21 protein-coding genes are annotated in these 17,269 nt (G+C 72.8%); 12 read left to right on the plus strand and 9 right to left on the minus strand.

Features of this window, described 5'->3' with window-relative positions:
- Positions 1-95: 95 nt before the first annotated feature.
- On the minus strand, positions 96-1,166 hold the full coding sequence (dapE, locus tag AB0J40_RS31370; RefSeq protein WP_364460017.1) for a succinyl-diaminopimelate desuccinylase: 1,071 nt from the start codon (positions 1,164-1,166) through the stop codon (positions 96-98).
- 44 nt (positions 1,167-1,210) lie between these two features.
- Between dapE and AB0J40_RS31375 the strand changes: the two genes are divergently transcribed.
- The 3 genes from AB0J40_RS31375 to AB0J40_RS31385 are packed head-to-tail and all read left to right on the plus strand — an operon-like array spanning position 1,211 to position 3,588.
- Entirely contained in the window at positions 1,211-1,618 is a 408-nt protein-coding gene (locus tag AB0J40_RS31375) for a hypothetical protein (RefSeq protein ID WP_364460499.1), read from the plus strand.
- Positions 1,619-1,646: 28 nt separating this feature from the next.
- Positions 1,647-2,630 (plus strand): 2,3,4,5-tetrahydropyridine-2,6-dicarboxylate N-succinyltransferase, encoded by a 984-nt coding sequence (gene dapD / locus AB0J40_RS31380; protein WP_364460020.1) that lies wholly within the window; start codon positions 1,647-1,649, stop codon positions 2,628-2,630.
- Positions 2,631-2,658: 28 nt separating this feature from the next.
- The gene (locus AB0J40_RS31385; protein WP_364460023.1) at positions 2,659-3,588 is read left to right on the plus strand and encodes a CHAD domain-containing protein; all 930 of its coding nucleotides are present in this window, start codon (positions 2,659-2,661) and stop codon (positions 3,586-3,588) included.
- Positions 3,589-3,643: 55 nt separating this feature from the next.
- On the opposite strand, the gene AB0J40_RS31390 is transcribed toward AB0J40_RS31385, so the two are convergent.
- Positions 3,644-5,068 (minus strand): FAD-dependent monooxygenase, encoded by a 1,425-nt coding sequence (locus AB0J40_RS31390; protein WP_364460026.1) that lies wholly within the window; start codon positions 5,066-5,068, stop codon positions 3,644-3,646.
- 44 nt (positions 5,069-5,112) lie between these two features.
- On the opposite strand from AB0J40_RS31390, the gene AB0J40_RS31395 reads away from it, so the two are divergent.
- Positions 5,113-5,760 carry a TetR/AcrR family transcriptional regulator gene (locus AB0J40_RS31395; protein WP_364460029.1) on the plus strand — a complete coding sequence of 216 codons (648 nt, stop codon included), beginning with the start codon at positions 5,113-5,115 and terminating at the stop codon, positions 5,758-5,760.
- Here AB0J40_RS31395 and dapC read toward each other — a convergent pair.
- The 3 genes from dapC to AB0J40_RS31410 all read right to left on the minus strand — a co-directional run bounded on the left by dapC (position 5,754) and on the right by AB0J40_RS31410 (position 7,445).
- Positions 5,754-6,845, minus strand: coding sequence for a succinyldiaminopimelate transaminase (dapC, locus tag AB0J40_RS31400; protein ID WP_364460032.1), 1,092 nt, complete (start codon positions 6,843-6,845; stop codon positions 5,754-5,756). The two genes, AB0J40_RS31395 and dapC, sit on opposite strands and share 7 nt — an antisense overlap.
- Positions 6,842-7,162, minus strand: a complete 321-nt coding sequence (gene fdxA / locus AB0J40_RS31405) for a ferredoxin (protein WP_003083029.1) — start codon at positions 7,160-7,162, stop codon at positions 6,842-6,844. The genes dapC and fdxA overlap by 4 nt, the downstream gene beginning before the upstream one ends.
- Positions 7,163-7,271: 109 nt before the next feature.
- The gene (locus tag AB0J40_RS31410) at positions 7,272-7,445 is read right to left on the minus strand and encodes a hypothetical protein (protein ID WP_364460035.1); all 174 of its coding nucleotides are present in this window, start codon (positions 7,443-7,445) and stop codon (positions 7,272-7,274) included.
- A 58-nt stretch (positions 7,446-7,503) separates the two neighbouring features.
- Between AB0J40_RS31410 and AB0J40_RS31415 the strand changes: the two genes are divergently transcribed.
- Genes AB0J40_RS31415 through AB0J40_RS31445 form a run of 7 tightly spaced genes read left to right on the plus strand, consistent with a single transcriptional unit; the run spans position 7,504 to position 12,200 of the window.
- On the plus strand, positions 7,504-8,256 hold the full coding sequence (locus AB0J40_RS31415) for a GNAT family N-acetyltransferase (RefSeq protein ID WP_364460038.1): 753 nt from the start codon (positions 7,504-7,506) through the stop codon (positions 8,254-8,256).
- Positions 8,253-9,242: a 2-phospho-L-lactate transferase gene (cofD, locus tag AB0J40_RS31420; RefSeq protein ID WP_364460041.1), complete on the plus strand. Its 990-nt coding sequence runs from the start codon at positions 8,253-8,255 to the stop codon at positions 9,240-9,242. Before AB0J40_RS31415 ends, cofD begins: the two co-directional genes overlap by 4 nt.
- Positions 9,235-10,572, plus strand: coding sequence for a coenzyme F420-0:L-glutamate ligase (locus AB0J40_RS31425; protein ID WP_364460044.1), 1,338 nt, complete (start codon positions 9,235-9,237; stop codon positions 10,570-10,572). Before cofD ends, AB0J40_RS31425 begins: the two co-directional genes overlap by 8 nt.
- On the plus strand, positions 10,569-11,114 hold the full coding sequence (locus AB0J40_RS31430) for an NUDIX domain-containing protein (protein ID WP_364460047.1): 546 nt from the start codon (positions 10,569-10,571) through the stop codon (positions 11,112-11,114). Before AB0J40_RS31425 ends, AB0J40_RS31430 begins: the two co-directional genes overlap by 4 nt.
- A 26-nt stretch (positions 11,115-11,140) precedes the next feature.
- Positions 11,141-11,539 carry a hypothetical protein gene (locus tag AB0J40_RS31435; RefSeq protein WP_364460050.1) on the plus strand — a complete coding sequence of 133 codons (399 nt, stop codon included), beginning with the start codon at positions 11,141-11,143 and terminating at the stop codon, positions 11,537-11,539.
- Positions 11,536-11,901: a GntR family transcriptional regulator gene (locus AB0J40_RS31440; RefSeq protein ID WP_364460053.1), complete on the plus strand. Its 366-nt coding sequence runs from the start codon at positions 11,536-11,538 to the stop codon at positions 11,899-11,901. Before AB0J40_RS31435 ends, AB0J40_RS31440 begins: the two co-directional genes overlap by 4 nt.
- Before the next feature lie 2 nt (positions 11,902-11,903).
- Complete coding sequence (locus tag AB0J40_RS31445; protein ID WP_364460056.1) at positions 11,904-12,200, plus strand: hypothetical protein; 297 nt, start codon at positions 11,904-11,906, stop codon at positions 12,198-12,200.
- A gap of 381 nt (positions 12,201-12,581) precedes the next feature.
- Here the strand turns inward: AB0J40_RS31445 and AB0J40_RS31450 are convergent, their stop codons facing one another.
- Both AB0J40_RS31450 and AB0J40_RS31455 read right to left on the minus strand, forming a co-directional pair.
- On the minus strand, positions 12,582-13,478 hold the full coding sequence (locus tag AB0J40_RS31450) for a DNA-3-methyladenine glycosylase 2 family protein (RefSeq protein WP_364460059.1): 897 nt from the start codon (positions 13,476-13,478) through the stop codon (positions 12,582-12,584).
- Positions 13,479-13,480: 2 nt separating this feature from the next.
- Positions 13,481-14,569 (minus strand): NDP-sugar synthase, encoded by a 1,089-nt coding sequence (locus tag AB0J40_RS31455; protein WP_364460062.1) that lies wholly within the window; start codon positions 14,567-14,569, stop codon positions 13,481-13,483.
- A gap of 141 nt (positions 14,570-14,710) precedes the next feature.
- Here AB0J40_RS31455 and AB0J40_RS31460 point away from each other — a divergent pair, with 141 nt between their 5' ends.
- Positions 14,711-15,166 carry a hypothetical protein gene (locus AB0J40_RS31460; RefSeq protein ID WP_364460065.1) on the plus strand — a complete coding sequence of 152 codons (456 nt, stop codon included), beginning with the start codon at positions 14,711-14,713 and terminating at the stop codon, positions 15,164-15,166.
- On the opposite strand, the gene AB0J40_RS31465 is transcribed toward AB0J40_RS31460, so the two are convergent.
- Together AB0J40_RS31465 and AB0J40_RS31470 are read right to left on the minus strand one after the other, a co-directional pair.
- On the minus strand, positions 15,163-16,023 hold the full coding sequence (locus AB0J40_RS31465) for a glycosyltransferase family 2 protein (protein WP_364460068.1): 861 nt from the start codon (positions 16,021-16,023) through the stop codon (positions 15,163-15,165). The genes AB0J40_RS31460 and AB0J40_RS31465 overlap by 4 nt on opposite strands.
- Positions 16,024-16,077: 54 nt before the next feature.
- The gene (locus tag AB0J40_RS31470) at positions 16,078-17,208 is read right to left on the minus strand and encodes a glycosyltransferase family 1 protein (RefSeq protein WP_364460502.1); all 1,131 of its coding nucleotides are present in this window, start codon (positions 17,206-17,208) and stop codon (positions 16,078-16,080) included.
- Positions 17,209-17,269 lie beyond the last annotated feature (61 nt).

Below are 17,269 nucleotides of genomic sequence, written 5' to 3' on the forward strand. Positions count from 1 at the left end.
GGAATACGGCCCGGCACCGCGAAAAGTTGCGGTGACGCCCGATGGCTGAGCGTCACCGCAGCTCAGGACACCCGGATGTGACGACGGCCACAGCGTCAGCTGAGGAACTTGCGCAGGACGTCGGCGACCTGGCGGATCTCCGCCGTCCGGACGTTCTCCTGCTTCGTGTGCGCCAGCGTCGGGTTGCCCGGGCCGAAGTTCACCGCCGGCATGCCCAACGCCGCGAACCGGGCCACGTCCGTCCAGCCCAGCTTGGCCGCCGCCCGGCCGCCCGCCGCCGTCACCAGCTCCGCCGCCGCCGGGGCCGACAAGCCCGGCAGCGCTCCCGGCGACATGTCCACAACGGACAGTTCGTACCCGTCGAACACCTCGCGCACGTGCCGCTCGGCCGCTTCCGGCGAGCGGTCGGGCGCGAAGCGGTGGTTGACCGTCAGCACCGCCGAATCCGGGACCACGTTGCCCGCCACCCCACTGCTGACCGACGTCGCCTGGAGGCCCTCGCGGTAGGTCAGCCCGTCGATGTCGACGATCCGCGGCTCGTACTCCGCCAGCCGCCGCAGGGGCTCGGCCAGCGCGTGGATCGCGTTCTCCCCCATCCACGCCCGCGCCGTGTGCGCGCGCTTGCCGGACAGCCGCAGCTCGACGCGCATGGTGCCCTGGCAGCCGGCCTCGATCACGCCGTTCGACGGCTCGCCGACGATCGCCAGGTCGCCCGCCAGCCACTCCGGCAGCTCGCGCTCGATCCGGCCCAGGCCGTTCTTGACCGCTTCCACTTCTTCGTTGTCGTAGAAGATGAACGTGACGTCGTGCCTCGGCGAGGGCAGCGTCGCCGCGAGGTGCAGGAAGACCGCGTCGCCGCCCTTCATGTCGACCGTGCCGAGGCCGTGCAGGACCTCGTCGTCGCCGGTGCCCTCCCGCCGCGAAGGCAGGTTGCCGTTCTCCGGCACGGTGTCCAGGTGCCCGGCGAGCACGACCCGCGACGCGCGGCCGAGGTTCGTGCGCGCGAGGACGGCGTCGCCGTTGCGGACCACCTCGAGGTGGGACGCCTGCTCCTGAAGCGCTTTCTGCACCGCCGCCGCGATTTCGGCCTCCGAGCCGGACACGCTGAAGGTGTCCACGAGCGCGGCGGTCAGGTCGACGGGGTCGGCGTGCAGGTCGAGGCTCATGCCCGGCACGCTACCGTGAGGGTGTGCGTACGTTCGGAGTCGCCGTGGGCGGCGCGGTGCTGGTCCTGGTCCTGTCCGGCTGCGGCGGCGAAGCGGGCCCGACGCCCAAGCAGGGCGGCGAGCCGGGCCCGGACGCGCTCCCGACGAAGCTGGACGCGCTGACCGTCGACCAGTGCTACGCGAGCCCGCGCACCCAGCTGCCGAAGGGCTGCGAGAAGTACGTCACGGAGGTCGGCAACGTCCCCGGCTCGGCCCGCAAGCGCGCCGACGACCGCGACCCGCAGCTCGTCGCCGAAGCGGACAAGCTCGACACCGCCGTGAAAGCCTTCCGGAGCGCGGGCTGCACGACCGTGCCCGATCCGGGCGGCCCCTGCACCCAGGCGCTCGTCGACATCGCCGGCGCGCTCAGCGACCTGAAGAAGCAGGTGGCGGCCCGGCCCACGAGTGGTTGATCCGCGTCACTCGACTACCGTGTCGGGCGTGAGCGAGCAGAGCCCGAACCCCGAAACGACCGGCGCCAGCGGCGTCGGGCTGGCCACCGTCACCACCGACGGGACCGTCCTCGACACCTGGTACCCGCACCCGAAGCTGACCGAAGGCGGCACGGCCGGGACCGAGCGCCTGAGCGCGGACGAGGCCAAGGAGCTGCTCGGCGAGGCCGCGGCGGCGCTGCTCGGCCCGGACACCGACCGCGGGGTCGAGGTCGTCGCCGTCCGGACCACGATCGGCAAGCTGGCCGACGCCCCGGCCGACACGCACGACATGTACCTGCGGCTGCACCTGCTCTCGCACCGGCTGGTCCGGCCGCACGGCCAGAACCTCGACGGCATGTTCGGCCTGCTGGCCAACGTCGTGTGGACCAACCACGGCCCGTGCCCGGTCGAGGGCTTCGAGACGACCCGGCTGCGGCTGCGGGCGCGCGGTCCGGTGACCGTCTACAGCGTCGACAAGTTCCCGCGGATGGTCGACTACGTGATGCCGTCCGGCGTTCGGATCGGCGACGCGGACCGCGTCCGGCTCGGCGCCCACCTGGCGTCCGGCACGACGGTCATGCACGAGGGCTTCGTTAACTTCAACGCCGGCACGCTCGGCGCGTCCATGGTCGAGGGCCGGATCTCGGCGGGCGTGGTCGTCGGCGACGGCTCGGACGTCGGCGGTGGCGCGTCGATCATGGGCACGCTCTCGGGCGGCGGCAAGGAGACGATCTCGCTGGGCGAGCGGTGCCTGATCGGCGCGAACGGCGGCGTCGGGATCTCGCTGGGCGACGACACGGTCGTCGAGGCCGGGCTGTACGTCACGGCCGGGACGAAGGTCGTCGTCGAGGGCAAGGTCGTCAAGGCGCGCGAGCTCAACGGCATTTCGGGAGCGGTCTTCCGCCGCAACTCGGCGACCGGCGCGGTCGAGGTCGTGCCGCGGACCGGCGCCGGCGTCGAGCTGAACTCGATGCTGCACGCGAACGACTGAGACTGGTCGTTCACTTAGTATTCATGAGGTGACCACCGAATCGTTGCCTCGTTCCCCGGCCGAGCTGGGGCTGCCGGAACTCCCGGTCGAGGTGGGCCCGGCGGATCCGGCGGTCCACCACGTGCGCGCCAAGCTCGACCGGGAGATCCGCGCCCTGCTCGCGCACGAAGCCGGGACGCGCTCCGGCGCCGACCCCGAGGACCTGCACCAGATGCGCGTCGCCCTGCGGCGGATGCGCAGCGTGCTGAAGCTGTCCGGGCGGCTGGTCGGGGACGGCGCCGAGCCGGTGCGCGCGGAGCTGGGCTGGCTCGGGCAGTCCCTCGGCGAGGTGCGCGACCACGACGTCCTGATCGGGCACCTGCGCGAGGTCATCGCCGACTTCGAGGTCCGCGACCAGCCGGCCGGCCGCCGGCTGGTGTCCCGCTTCGTCACCGAGCGCGCGGCGGCGAAGCGGCGGCTGACGCGGGCGCTGTCGAGCGCGCGGTATTCGACGTTGCTGCGGGAGGTCAGCCTGCTGACCCGGGCCTCCGGCGAGGCGCCCGCCGAGCCGCACGACCTGGTGACCGGGCTGGCGAAGCCGCACCGCAAGCTGGCCAAGGCGGTCCGCGCGCTGCCGGCCGACCCGCCGGACGACGACCTGCACGCGTTGCGCATCCACGGCAAGAAACTGCGGTACGCGGCGGAGCTGGCCCAGCCGTCGGCGAAGAAGAAGCGCGCCAAGCGGATCAAGAAGCTGATCAAGGCGACGAGGGACTTCCAGACGGTGCTGGGCGACCACCAGGACGCGGTGCTCGCGGCCGAGCGGATGCGCACGGTCCTGGCGACCGCGGACGGCGAGCTGGGGTTCGTCGCCGGCCGGATCGCCGAGCGCGAGCTGGCCCGCCGCGCCGAGGCCCGCGCGGCTTGGCGGGACGCGTGGGCCAAGGTCGACAAGGCCGCGAAAGCCCTGCACGCCTGACCTGGCAGGCCCACCGGTCGTGAGTGTTGAGGGCGGTTCTAACCGCCCTGAACACTCACGACAAGCCGCGGGAGACTGCCCAGACGTACCCGTCCGGACGCACCAGCACCTCGCTCCCCGGCTTCACGTCGTAGGCCGCGTACGCGTGGCCACCCTCGTCGACCAGCGCACCCGGCGTCGGCGCGCTCCCGGCAGGCAAGATCCGGTACGCGTGCTCCCCCAGCTCGCCGTCGCCGAACACCAGCCGGGTCGCGTGCGGGCCGCGGAACAGCTCGAACAGCCGGACCCGGGTGCCGTCCGACGCGGCCAGCGGCGAATCCGGCGCCCGGTCGCCCGGCCGGAGCGCGCCGTCGCCGGCCGGGGCCAGCGGGCCGCCGCGGTAGCTGATGTCCAGCTGCTGCGTCTCCTCGCCGCGCCGGTGGGCGTCCTCGTCGCCGTCGACGTACTTCTGCATCAGCCCGGTCGAGACCCCCAGCACCCGCGCCGCCACCGTCCGGCGCTCGGCCTCGTAGCTGTCGAGCAGCTCGGGTGCGCCGTCCGCGAGCTTCCAGCCCAGGTTGTAGGCGTCCTGGACGCCGGTGTTCAGGCCCTGGCCCCCGGTCGGCGGGTGGACGTGCGCGGAGTCGCCGGCCAGGAACACCCGCCCGGCGCGGAACCGCTCGGCCAGCCGCACGTTCGGCCGCCACACCGTCGACCACGCCAGGTCCGACAGCGTGATCCCGCCGCCGCTCAGCGCGTCGAGGCGGGCCTGGATCGCCGGCAGCGCCGTCTCGGCGTCGAGGTCGCCGTCGCCGAGGGCCGAGCCGAACTGGAACCACGGCGTACCCGGCAGCGGGCTGAACATCATGCCGCGCATCGGGTTTTCCGCGTCGCCGAACCAGTGCCCGTAAGCGCGGTCGAGGCCTTCGGCGTGGACGTCGCCGAGCAGCATCCGGATCGACTCGTCCGTCGTGCCCTCGAACGCGATCCCCAGCGTCTTGCGGACGAAGCTCTTGCCGCCGTCGGCACCGACGAGGTACTCGGCGCGGACGGTCTCGCCGGTGCTCAGCGTGGCCGTCACGCCGTCGGCGTCCTGCTCGAAGCCGGCCAGCGCGGTGGCCAGTTCGACGTGGACGCCGAACTCGGCCAGCCGGTCGCGCAGGATCCCCTCGGTCTGCGACTGGCCGATGAACCAGCCGGTCGGGTACGGCTTGTCCGGCGTCGGGTCGACCAGGTCGAACATCATCCGCTCGTCGACGACCTCGCCGCCGACGTGGACCTGCATCGGCACCGGCGCGGCGCCCCGCGCCAGCACCGCGTCCAGCACGCCGAGGTCCTCGAAGACCTCCAGGGTCCGCGGCTGCAGCCCGTCACCGCGCGAGCCGACGAAGAAGGTCTCGGCCTTGTCGACGATCCGCACGGCGACGTCGCGCCGCGCCAGCTCGATGGCCAGCGTCAGCCCGGTCGGGCCCGCCCCCGCGATCAGCACCCGTGTGTCCATGTCGTCCTCCCAGTGAATTGAAATTCAGTGAATCTGAATTCAGAATGACACTGCTAGCGTCCCGCGTCAAGGAGGTGCCGGTGAACCGCAAGGAGAAGGCCGCGGAGACCGAGGCCGCGCTGAAGGCGGCCGCCCGCCGCGTGTTCGCGCGCAAGGGCTACCTGAACACGAAGATCACGGACATCACCGCCGAGGCGGGCCGGGCCGCGGGGTCGTTCTACAACCACTTCGCGGGCAAGGAGGAGCTGCTCGAGTCGCTCCTGGGCGACATCGCGGCGTCAGGCGACGAAAGCGCGCTGTCCGAGGGCCACCTGTCCGACTTCAGCGACCCGGCGGCGGTGCGCTGGCACGTGGCCCAGTACTGGGACTTCTACAAGGAGCACGCGTCGACGATGCAGGCGCTGCGCCAGGCGGCGATGGTGAACGAGGCGTTCGCCCGCACGATGGCGAGCTTCGGCGCGAGGCAGGCGGCGGACCTGAACGGGCACCTCGCCCAGGTGACGGCGGCCGGGCTGCGGTTGCCGGCGAGCACGGAGCTGTCGATCGCGATGATGTACCAGCTGGTGGACAGCTTCGCGCAGATGTGGCTGCTCGACCCGGTACCGGCCGGGTGGACACCCCCGACAGACGAAGAGGCGATCGAGGCGCTCACCCGGTTCGTCTACCGAGGCTTCACGGGCCGGGACTACTGAGTGAGCCGCTCCACGGCGGCATCGACGCGCTCGTCGGTCGCCGTGAGCGCGACCCGGACGTGCTTGCCGCCCTTCGGCCCGTAGAACGTTCCCGGCGCCACCAGGATCCCGCGGTCGGCCAGCCACTCGACCGTCGCCGGCGCGTCTTCGTCCCTGGTCGCCCACAGGTACAGGCCCGCTTCGGAGTGGTCGATGCGGAAACCGTTGTCCTGCAACGCCTTCCGCAGCGACAGCCGGCGCCGGGCGTACCGTTCGCGCTGGGCGGCCAGTGCCTCGTCGTCGGTCAGAGCGGCGACCATCGCCTCCTGGACCGGGCGCGGCACGATCATGCCCGCGTGCTTGCGGACGTCGAGCAGCTGCTTGATCAGCCGCGGGTCACCGGTCAGGAAACCGGCGCGGTAGCTGGCCAGGTTCGCCGACTTGGACAGCGAGTGCACCGCGATCAGGCCGTCCGTGCGGCCGCCGCTGACGTCCGGGTGCAGGACCGACAGCGGGGACGTCTCCCAGCCGAGCGCCAGGTAGCACTCGTCGGACACCACCACGACGTCGCGCTCGCGGGCCCATTCGACGACCTTGCGCAGGTGCTCGACCGGCAACACCTTGCCGGTCGGGTTGGACGGCGAGTTCAGCCAGATCATCGCCGGTCGCTGCGGGCCGAGCGCGACCGTGCTGTCGGCACGCAGGATCGACGCGCCCGCCAGGAGCGCCCCGACCTCGTACGTCGGGTACGCCAGCTCCGGGATGACGACGAGGTCGCCCGGGCCGAAGCCGAGCAGGCGCGGCAGCCAGGCCACGGCCTCCTTCGACCCGATCGTCGGCAGCACCGCGTCCGGCTCGATGCCGGTGACGCCGTGCCGCCGGCCGAGGGCGGCGATGGCCGCCGCGCGCAGGGCCGGGATGCCGTGCGTGGTCGGGTAGCCCGGGATCTCCGAGACCGACGCGAGCGCGTCGCGGATGCCGGCCGGGACCGGGTCGACCGGCGTGCCGATGGAGAGGTCGACCACCCCGCCGGGATGCGCCTGCGCCTTGGCCTTGACCTCGGCGAGCGAATCCCAGGGGAAGTCGGGCAGCGCGACCGGGCTCATTCGCCCTGCGGGGGCAGCGCCTTGATGAACGCCGGGTCGTGCGCGGTCTTGCCCACCTTGGAGGCGCCGCCGGGCGAGCCCAGCTCGTCGAAGAAGTCGACGTTGGCCTTGGTGTAGTCCGACCAGTTGTCCGGGACGTCGTCCTCGTAGTAGATCGCCTCGACCGGGCAGACCGGCTCGCAGGCGCCGCAGTCGACGCACTCGTCCGGGTGGATGTACAGCATCCGCTCGCCCTCGTAGATGCAGTCCACGGGGCACTCGTCGATACACGCCTTGTCGAGCACGTCGACGCAGGGCTCGGCGATCACGTAGGTCACTGCGCACTCCTGCTTTTCTCTGCAAACAGCCAGTCGTGGCCGACACTACGCGGTTCGGCCACCCGTTCGGTTGGTGAGGCAAGCCTTAGCCATACCCGGGGTATGGCGCTCACCTCTGCCGACGGCGCGGGGGCGGGGTGGCCCGGGCGTCGCCGGTGATGACGAAGCGCGGTTTGGGCGCCTCGGTCTCGTCCTTCTTCTCCCCCACGGCGCGGTTGAACCCCTCGGAGATCTCGTCGACGAGCTTCTCGTTGTGCCGCTCGTCCTTGCGCTGGATGCCCACGGCCACCTCCTGGATAAATCCGCTCCGCGCCTTTCACGGCCTCGGTCACAATCTAGTCGTGAACGCACGTGAAGCGCTCGAAATCGTCTGCAGCAGAGCATGGCCGCCGCTGGTCGAGGAACCCCTGAACGACTGGCGGCTGCGCTGGGCAGGGGGCTTCACGGGCCGCGCGAACAGCGCGCTCGCGGTCGGCGACCCCGGCCTGCCGGTCCCCGACGCCCTGCGCGCGGTGTGTGACTTCGCCCACGCTCGGGGGATCCAGCCGATGGTGCAGGTGATCCGCGACAGCCCCAACGAGCACGCGGTCGTCGCCAAGGGCTGGTCCCAGGCGACGCGCCACCACCGCGGCCACGAGGTCGTCGTGCTCACCACCCCGCTGACCGGCACGTCCCCGGTCGACGGCGTCGAGGTGCACGACGAGCCGACGCCGGCGTGGTGGGAGCTGACGCTCGGTCCCGGGGAGGACACCCCGGCCGCCCGCAGCGTCCTGACCGGCGGGAAGGTCGGCTACGGCGTCGCGACGGCCGACGGCGTCACCGCCGGCGTCGTCCGCGGGGCACTGGTCGACGGCTGGCTGCACATCGGCCGCCTGGAGGTCGCCCCCGCGTTCCGCCGCCGCGGGCTCGCGAAAGCGCTGATGGGCGCCCTGCACACGTGGGGCGTGGAACACGGGGCCGGCCACGCGGTGTTGCAGGTGGCGGAGGGGAACGCGGGCGCGCTCGCGCTCTACGCGGGGCTCGGCTACGCCCCGCACCACAGATACCGGTACTGGGTGCCCGCACCCGGCTCGTGCGAGGATTCGACGTCGTGAAGATCGTGGTAGTGGTCGGCGGAGTGGGCGGGGCCCGCTTCCTGCTGGGTGTCAAGGCAGCGCTGGGCATGGCACCGGAAGGTGCCTCCGAGTCCGGGCACGAGGTGACGGCGCTGGTCAACACCGGTGACGACGTCTGGATGCATGGCCTGCGGATCTGTCCCGACCTGGACACCTGCATGTACACGCTCGGTGGTGGCATCGACAAGGAACGCGGCTGGGGGCACTCGGGCGAGACCTGGGTCGTCAAGGAGGAGCTGGCCGCCTACGGGGCCGAGCCGACGTGGTTCGGCCTCGGCGACAAGGACATCGCCACCCACCTGATCCGGTCGCGGATGCTGCGCGCGGGCTACCCGCTCTCGGCGGTGACCGAGGCATTGTGCGACCGCTGGCAGCCCGGCGTCCGGCTGCTGCCGATGTCCGACGACCGCGTCGAGACGCACGTCGTGATCGACGACCCGGAGCAGGACGGCCAGCAGAAGGCGATCCACTTCCAGGAGTGGTGGGTGCGCTACCGCGCCGAGCCGAAGGCGCACTCGATCGTCGCGGTCGGGGCCGACGAGGCCAAGCCCGCGCCGGGTGTGCTCGACGCGATCAAGGACGCGGACGCCGTCCTGTTCGCGCCGTCGAACCCGGTCGTCTCGGTCGGGACCGTGCTGGGCGTGCCGGGAGTCCGGGACGCGCTGCGCAAGACGTCCGCCGGTGTCGTCGGGGTGTCGCCGATCATCGGCGGCAAGGCGCTGCGCGGGATGGCCGACGCGTGCCTGACCGCGATCGGCGTCGAGACGTCGGCGGAGGCGGTGGGCCGGCACTACGGCTCCCGCAAGGACGACGGTGTCCTCGACGGCTGGCTGATCGCCGAAGGCGAGACGGCGGACGTGCCGGGCGTGACCGTCCGCGACGTGCCGCTGCTGATGTCCGATGTGGACGCGACCGCGGCGATGGCCCGCGCCGCCCTCGAGCTGGCTGGAGCCCCCGTTGCCTGACCACGCCTCCCCCAAGATCGAGATCCTGCCCGTCACCGGGCTGCCGGAGTTCCGCCCCGGCGACGACCTGACCGGCGCGATCGTCAAGGCCGCGCCGTGGCTGCGCTCGGGTGACGTCCTGGTCGTGACCAGCAAGATCGTCTCGAAGGCCGAGGGCAGGCTCGTCAAGGTGCCCGCCGACCCCGAGGTCCGCGACGCCGAACGCCGCAAGCTCGTCGAGCGCGAGGCGATCCGGGTCGTCGCGCGGATCGCGCGCACGGTGATCACCCAGAACCACCTCGGGATCGTGCAGGCGGCGTCGGGCATCGACGCGTCGAACGTCGAGGGCGACGAGGTCGCGCTGCTGCCGGCCGACCCGGACGCGTCGGCGCTGGCCCTGCGCAACGGCCTGCGCGAGCGGCTCGGCGTCGAGGTCGCCGTGGTCGTCACGGACACGATGGGCCGCGCGTGGCGGGTCGGGCAGACCGACGCCGCGATCGGCTCCTCCGGCCTGCGCGTGCTGCACGCCTACCGCGGCGAAGTCGACGGGCAGGGCAACGAGCTGGCCGTCACCGAGGTCGCGGTCGCCGACGAGCTGGCCGCGGCCGCCGACCTGGTCAAGGGCAAGCTCGGCGGGACGCCGGTCGCGGTCGTGCGCGGGCTCGACATCTTCGACGACGGCTCGACGGCCCGGAACCTGGTCCGCCCGCTCGACGAGGACCTCTTCCGGCTGGGCACGAACGAGGCCATCGAGCAGGGGCGGCGCGCGGCCGTCCCGTCGCGGCGGTCGGTGCGGCAGTTCGCGGACGAGCCCGTCGACCCCGCCGCGATGCGCCGGGCGGTGGCGTCCGCGCTGACCGCGCCCGCGCCGCACCACACGCACCCGGTGCGGTTCGTCTGGCTGCGCGACGCCGGCCTGCGGCACAAGCTCCTCGACGCGATGCGCGAGTCCTGGCGGGCCGACCTCGAAGGCGACGAGTTCACGCCGGAGCAGATCGCGAAGCGGCTCAGCCGCGGCGACATCCTTTACCGGGCCCCGGAAGTCGTCATCCCGTTCCTGGTCCCGGACGGCGCGCACACCTACCGCGACGAGCGCCGCAACGACTGCGAGAAGACGATGTTCACCGTCGCCGGCGGCGCCGCGGTGCAGGGCCTGCTGGTCTCGCTGGCGGCCGAGGGGCTCGGCTCGTGCTGGATCGGGTCGACGATCTTCGCCGCCGACATCGTCCGGGACGTCCTGGGCCTCGACGAGCGGTGGCAGCCGCTGGGTTCGGTGGCGATCGGCGTGCCGGCGTCCGACCCCGGCCCGCGCGGGCCGATCACGCCCGGAGAGGGGCTGCTGGAGCTGTGAGCCTGCACGCGGAAGCCGTCGCGACGCTGGGTGCGTGGCGGCCTGCCCTCGCTGCCCAGGAGTCGCTGCGCCAGGCGTTCCTCGGGTTCCTCGCGGCGCGCGAGGACTCGTGTCGGCGGTCGTGCGCGGCCGGGCACCTCACGGCGTCGGCGGTGGTGCTGGACCACACCGGGACCCGGGTGCTGCTGACCCTGCACCCGCGGGTCGGCCGGTGGCTGCAGCTCGGCGGGCACTGTGAACCGGCGGACGCTTCGCTGGCCGACGCGGCGCTGCGGGAGGCGACCGAGGAGTCCGGGATGGCCGGGCTGCGGATCGTCCCCGAGCCGGTGCACCTCGACGTCCACCCGATCACGTGCTCGCTCGGGGTGCCGACGCGGCACTTCGACGTCCGGTTCGCGGTGCACGCCCCGGCGGGGGCTTCGCCGGTGCGCAGCGACGAGTCCGACGACCTGCGGTGGTGGCCGGTCGACGCGCTGCCCGCGGGGTCGGAGGATCTCGCCGATCTGGTGAAAGCGGCCGTTCCTGTCGGTGCCGGGCACTAGCCTGGGTGTGGACAGGGAGGGACCACATGGCTACGCAGTTTCCGCAGCGCGTGCACTACCACTCGAGAGGGGGCGGCGGCGACGGGGTGTTCGGCTACATCGTCGTCGGCCTGCTGATCCTGGCGATCATCGTGTTCGTGATCGTCGTGGCGGTGCGGGTGTCGAAGATGCGCCGCGAAGAGGCGATGAAGCAGAGCGGGCAGTTCCCGCCGCAGCAGAACTTCCCGCCGCAGCAAGGGTTCCCGCCGGCGGGGTTCCAGCAGCAGGCGTACCCGCCGCCGGGGTACGCGCCGGGGCCGCAGGCCGGGTTCCCGCCGTCGCAACCGGTTCCGCAGCAGCCGGGCTTCCCGCCTTCGCAGCCGGTTCCGCAGGGGCCGTACGGGCAGCGGCCGCCGGGCCCGGGAGCGGGTCCGCAGAGCTGGTGATCATCCCCTTCGACAGCGCGTCCCCGGTCCCGCCGTTCGAGCAGGTGCGGTCCGGGCTCGCGACGCGGATCAACGACCGGAGCCTGCCGGTCGGCACGAAGCTGCCCACGGTCCGCGCCCTGGCGGCCGACCTCGGCATCGCGCCGAACACGGTCGCCCGCGCGTACCGCGAGCTGGAGGAGGCCGGGCTGATCGAGACGCGCGGCCGGGCGGGCAGCTTCGTCGCGGCGGCGGGCGACCAGAGCCGCCGCCGCGCCCAGCAGGCCGCGGCGGATTACGCTGCGCTGACCCGCAAACTGGGTTTGGACGACGCGGAAGCGCTCGCGATCGCCCGGGCCGCACTCGACGAGGGGAAGAACTGATCGTGAGCGTGCTGATGCTGCTGATCATCGTGGTGGTGCTCGGGGGCCTCACCGGAGCGGTGCTGCTGATCATCAACATGAACAAGCCGAAGCAGCCGCCGTACCCGCCGCAGCAGTACCCGGGATATCCGCCCCAGCAGGGTTACCCGCAGCAGTACCCGCCGCAGCAGCAGCCGGGTTACCCGCCGCAGCAGGGCTACCCGGGGCAGCAGCAGCCCGGTTACCCGCCCCAGCAACCCGGTTACCCGCCCCAGCAAGGCTTCCCGCCCCAGCAGGGCGGCTATCCCCCGCAGCAGTAAGCCCTCCCGCACGCGGCGAGCCTCCCCGCGGCGGAGGGGAGCTTCCCCGCGCGGTGGGGAGCTTCCCCACGGGCGGCCAGCCTTCCCCGGCGGGAGCTTCCCCTCATACGCGAGCCTTCTCCCGGTGGGGAGCTTCCCGCACCCGGCGAGTCTTCCCCCGCAGCGGCCAGCCTTCCCAGCGGGAGCCTCCCCGCACGCGGCCAGCCCTCCCCGGCCGGGTCCTTCCCCGCACGCGGCGAGCCTTCCCCCGCGGCGGGGAGCTTCCCCACGCGCGGCCAGCCTCCCCAGAGGAAGCTTCCTCACACCCAGCCAGCCTCCCCCAGCGGGAGATCGCGCGCCGCTTTCCCAAGCCGGCCGACGCCCCAGTACCGAAAGCCAGCGTCACATGGCGCGGTAGTCGCGCAGCTCGATGCGCGGCCCGAAGCGTGGCCGTCGGTGTCCCGCCGTCTCCAGGTACCGCACCGCCCGCTGCCGCTGCGGTGCGTACGGCGCCAGCACCTCCGCCATCCCCGCGTCGTCGAGTTTCACGCCCAGCACGGCGTTCCCCACCATCGACGGGATGTTGTAGTCGCCGAAGCTGACCGCGTCCGGGTCGCCCCATGCGCGCTGGGCGATCTCCGCCGCCGTCCACACCCCGATGCCCGGGACCGTCCGCAGCAGGTGGCGTCCCGCCAGCCCGCGCAGCTCGACCGCCCGCTCCAGGTGACCGGCCACCCGCGCCGCGTTCAGCAACGCCGTGCGCCGCTTGATGTCGACGCCCGCGCGGTGCCAGTGCCAGTCCGGCAGTGACCGCAGCGCCACCGGCGTCGGCGGCACGCGCAGCCGCTCCGGCCCCGGTCCGGGCGCCGGCGTGCCGAACCGGCGGCACAGCTCGGCCCACGACCGGATCGCCTCCTTGCCGGCCACCTTCTGCTCCAGCACCGCCAGCACCAGCCAGTCCCACACCACCCCGGTCGCCCCGAGCCGCAGCCCCGGGTTCTCGCGGCGGGCGCGCGCGACGACGTCGTGGTGCGCGACGAACTCCGAATCGTCGTCGTCGGCCCCCAGCAGCGCCGGGACGCCGGTGAGCAGCCGGTCCGCGCCGTCGCCCCAGGCCGCCGCCTCGATGCGGCCGTCGGTCAGCTTGCGCAGGGCGAGGGTGCCCGGGCCCTCCGGCGTGTTCGACGCGAGCCAGGTGATCCCGCGCTCGTCGGTGAGGATGTTGAGCGACCCGCGCCCGCGCTTCAGCGGACTCAGGACACTGCCCAAGTCGACCTCGAACGCGGGACGCCAGAACATCGCTACGCGTCGCTCGAGAAGCGGACGGAACCGTCGGGCAGCACGGTGTCCGGCCAGATCCGGGCGCCGTCCAGCAGCTCGCAGCCGGCGCCGACGGACACGCCGTCGCCCAGGACCACCCCGCGCAGCACCGCGCCCGCGCCGACCCGCGCGCCGTGCCCGAGCACCGAGCGCTCGACGATCGCGCCTTCGGAGACGGCCGCGCCGTCGAACAGCACCGAGCCGTCGATCTTCGCGCCCGAACCCACCACCGCGCCGCCGCCGATGGTCGAACCACCGCACAGGTGGGCGTCTTCGGCGACGGAAGCGCCGTCGAGCACCAGGAAGTCGCCGGGCCGGCCGGGCAGCGCCGACGTCGGCGCCACGCCGCGCACCAGGTCGGCCGACCCGCGCACGAACGCCTCCGGCGTGCCGACGTCCAGCCAGTAGGAGGCGTCGACGAAGCCCTGGATGTGCGCGCCCTGCTCCAGCAGCTGCGGGAACGTCTCGCGCTCGACCGAAACCCGGCGGCCGGCGGGGATGGCCTCGATCACCGGGCGGCGGAAGACGTAGCAGCCGGCGTTGATCTGGTCGGTCGGCGGGTTCGGCGTCTTCTCCAGGAACGCCTGGACGCGGCCGGTTTCGTCGGTCGGCACCGAGCCGAACCGGCTCGGGTCGGGCACGCGCTGCAGGTGCAGCGTGACGTCGGCCTCGGACTCGCGGTGCACCCGCAGCTGCTCGCCGAGGTCGGAGCCGGAGATGATGTCGCCGTTGAAGACGATCACGTGGTCGGCGCGCAGCTTGTCGTGGACGTTGCGGATGGCGCCCGCCGTGTCGAGCGGCTCCTCCTCGACGACGTACTCGAGGTCCAGACCGATCGACTTGCCGTCGCCGAAGTACTCCTCGAACACCTCCGCACGGTAGCTCGTGCCCAGCACGACGTGCCGGATCCCGGCCTCGCGGATGCGGGAGAACAGGTGGCTCAGGTAGGGCGTCCCGGCTGTCGGGAGCATCGGCTTCGGTGCCGAAAGGGTCAGTGGACGCAGGCGCGTGCCCTTGCCCCCGACCAGGACGACGGCGTCGACAGCGTCGGTTCGGACCTCGGACGTCACGGAAATCTCCTCTTGTATCACGCACCGCTGAGCGACAAGCCGCGGGAAACCCTGACGGAGGTCGCCCGGAGGGCCTACCCTAGACAGGAAACAGGCGGGCCTTTCCCCAGAGGGCCCCGGGTCAGTCGGGAGGCCGAGGGGATGGACCCCCGCGATCGGGCGGACGCCCTGCTCGCACGAGCCCAGGCGCGCGGTGTGTTCGTCGTGACACCCGACAGCGCGACGTCACCGATGGACTCGTCGAACACCCAGCAGATACCCCGGGCGCAGATCGACAGCCTTGATCCCGACACGACCACCCAGCTGCCGGCGTCGCTGATCGAGGAGAACGACCACCCGCTGGCCGGCGCGGCGCCGACGCGGCGCCTGGAGGCCCGTGGCGGCCGCCGCCCGCAGGCGACGACGCCGTTGAGCACGCCGTCGCAGACCACCCCGCTGCCCACGCCGCCGGTCACCACGCCGCTCGCGCGCCGGCCCCAGGCCGAGCCGATCACGAGCCCGCTGAAGGAGCCGGATCCGGAGGACACCGGCCTGGTGCCGACGGTGACGCAGACGAACGGCAAATCCGACCTTTCGCGCCGGCTCGACGGGATCTAGCGGGTCTCGAGCTTCAGCCGCACGGCGAGGCCGAGCTTCGCGAGTGCGAGCACCGGCTTCCAGGCGAGGCCCTGGTGGCGGTCGGCGAGGTAGCGGTAGGCGCTGTCGTGGTGGGCCTTGAGCATCTTCTCCGAGGCCTGTGACGTCGAGTGGCCGCCTTCGTGCATGACGCTCGCCGAAGGCGCGTAGACGTTGAGCCAGCCGGCCTTGGCGAGACGGTCACCGAGGTCGACGTCCTCGAAGTACATGAAGTACCGCGTGTCGAACCCGCCGACGGAGTCGAACGCCTCCCGGCGGATCAGCTGGCAGGAGCCGGACAGCCAGCCCGACGTGCGCTCGACGGGGGTGCCGGTTTCCTGGCGGTACTGGCGGGTCCAGGGGTTCCCTGGCCAGATCTTCGCGAAGACGGCGTGCCCGATGCCGCGCCCGAAGGAGGGCAGCAGGCGGGCGGAGGGGTAGACGGTGCCGTCGGGATCGTGGATGAGCGGCCCGAAGGCCCCACCCCGCGGCCACCGGCTCGCGACCTCGAGCAGGGCGTCGAGCGACCCGGGCTCCCATTCGAGGTCGGGGTTGACGACGACGACCCAGCCGTAGCGGTCGTCCAGCTCGGCGACACCGCGGTTGGCAGCGGTCCCATAGCCGACGTTCTCGCCAATGCTGAGCAGCTGGACGTTCTGCCGCTTGGCGGCAACCTCGGCGAGGGCACCTTCGACGGACGCGTTGTCGGCGATGACCACCTTGACCTCGCGCTCGGTGGCCTTCTCGAGGGTGTCGAGGAACCGCTCGATGGTGTCCTCGGAGAAGTAGGTCACGGTCACGACGCCGACTTCGTCGCCATAGCGGGGGTGCTCAGTCACCCGGCCATTGTCCACCGGTCACGGATCGCGACCCCGCCACCCCACAGGGCGTACTCAGCGGGTCCGGAGGTGCCGGGACCAGGCCTTGGCGTAAGCCTCCCGGTGCCGCTCCGCGGTGGTAGCCCAGGAGAACTCCTTGGCCCGCTGCTGAGCCGCCATGGCCAGCTCCGCCCGCCGGCCCGGGTCCGCCAGCAGCTCCGACAACCCCGCCGCCACGTCACCCGCGCCGACTCCGCAGTACGCCACCGCGTCGCCGCCCACCTCCGGCAGCGACAACCGGCGGGTCGTCAGCACGCAGGCCCCGCACGCCATCGCTTCCAGCACCGGCAACCCGAACCCCTCGCCCAGCGACGGGTAAGCCACCAGCTCGGCACCCCCGAGGAATCCCGCCAGGGTGCCGAAGGGCAAATATCCTGCCCGGATCACGCGAAGCCGATGCGGGACGGCGTCCAGCGCCCGCTCCACCTGCGTGTCCCACCCCGGCTGGCCCGCCAGCACCAACGCCGGCGCGTCGCGCTGACCCGCCACCGCCCGCGCGAACCCGCGGATCAGCGCCGGCACGTTCTTGCGCGGCTCCAGCGCGCCCAGGAACGCCACGTACGGCGTGCGCCCGAGGCCTACCGCCGAACGGGCGGCCGCGACCTCCTCCGGTGACGGTGGGTGAAAGCGCTCGCTGTCGACGCCGTGGTGAATCACTTCCAGGGACGCGTGCCGGACCGGGCCCACGCGGGCCAGCTCCGCCGCCGTCGCCGCCGACGGGACCACGCACAGCGTCGCGCGGCGCAGCGCCGTCGCCGTCCACGCCCGGAAGAACCGCGCCTTCACCGACGAATGCAGCACGGCGTCGGTGAAGAACGTCGCGTCGTGGAGCGTGACGACCGATGCCGCCGACGTGGCCAGCGGCATCGTGTAGTGCGGCGAGTGGACGACGTCCGCGCCGAGGCGGCGCACCAACCGGGGCAGCGTCGCCTGTTCCCAGGTCAGCCGCGCGGTGCGGGTGGTCGTCGTCGGGGACGCGGGCACCACGCGCGAGCCCGGCGCCAGCCGATCGTAAAGCTGCAGGTCCCGCGGCTGGCAGACGACGGTGAGCCGCGCCCCGTCCGCGTCGAGCGCGGCGACGAGCGAGTCCACGTACCGGCCGACCCCGCCGCGGTCCGCGGGAACCGCGGTCGCGTCGATCAGCACCCGGGGGTCATCGCTCACCCCTGCAGGGTACGGCGGTGACCCCGCGTCATGGTGGGGAACT

It is taken from the genome of Amycolatopsis sp. NPDC049691 (assembly GCF_040675005.1).
Taxonomy (GTDB): Bacteria; Actinomycetota; Actinomycetes; order Mycobacteriales; family Pseudonocardiaceae; genus Amycolatopsis.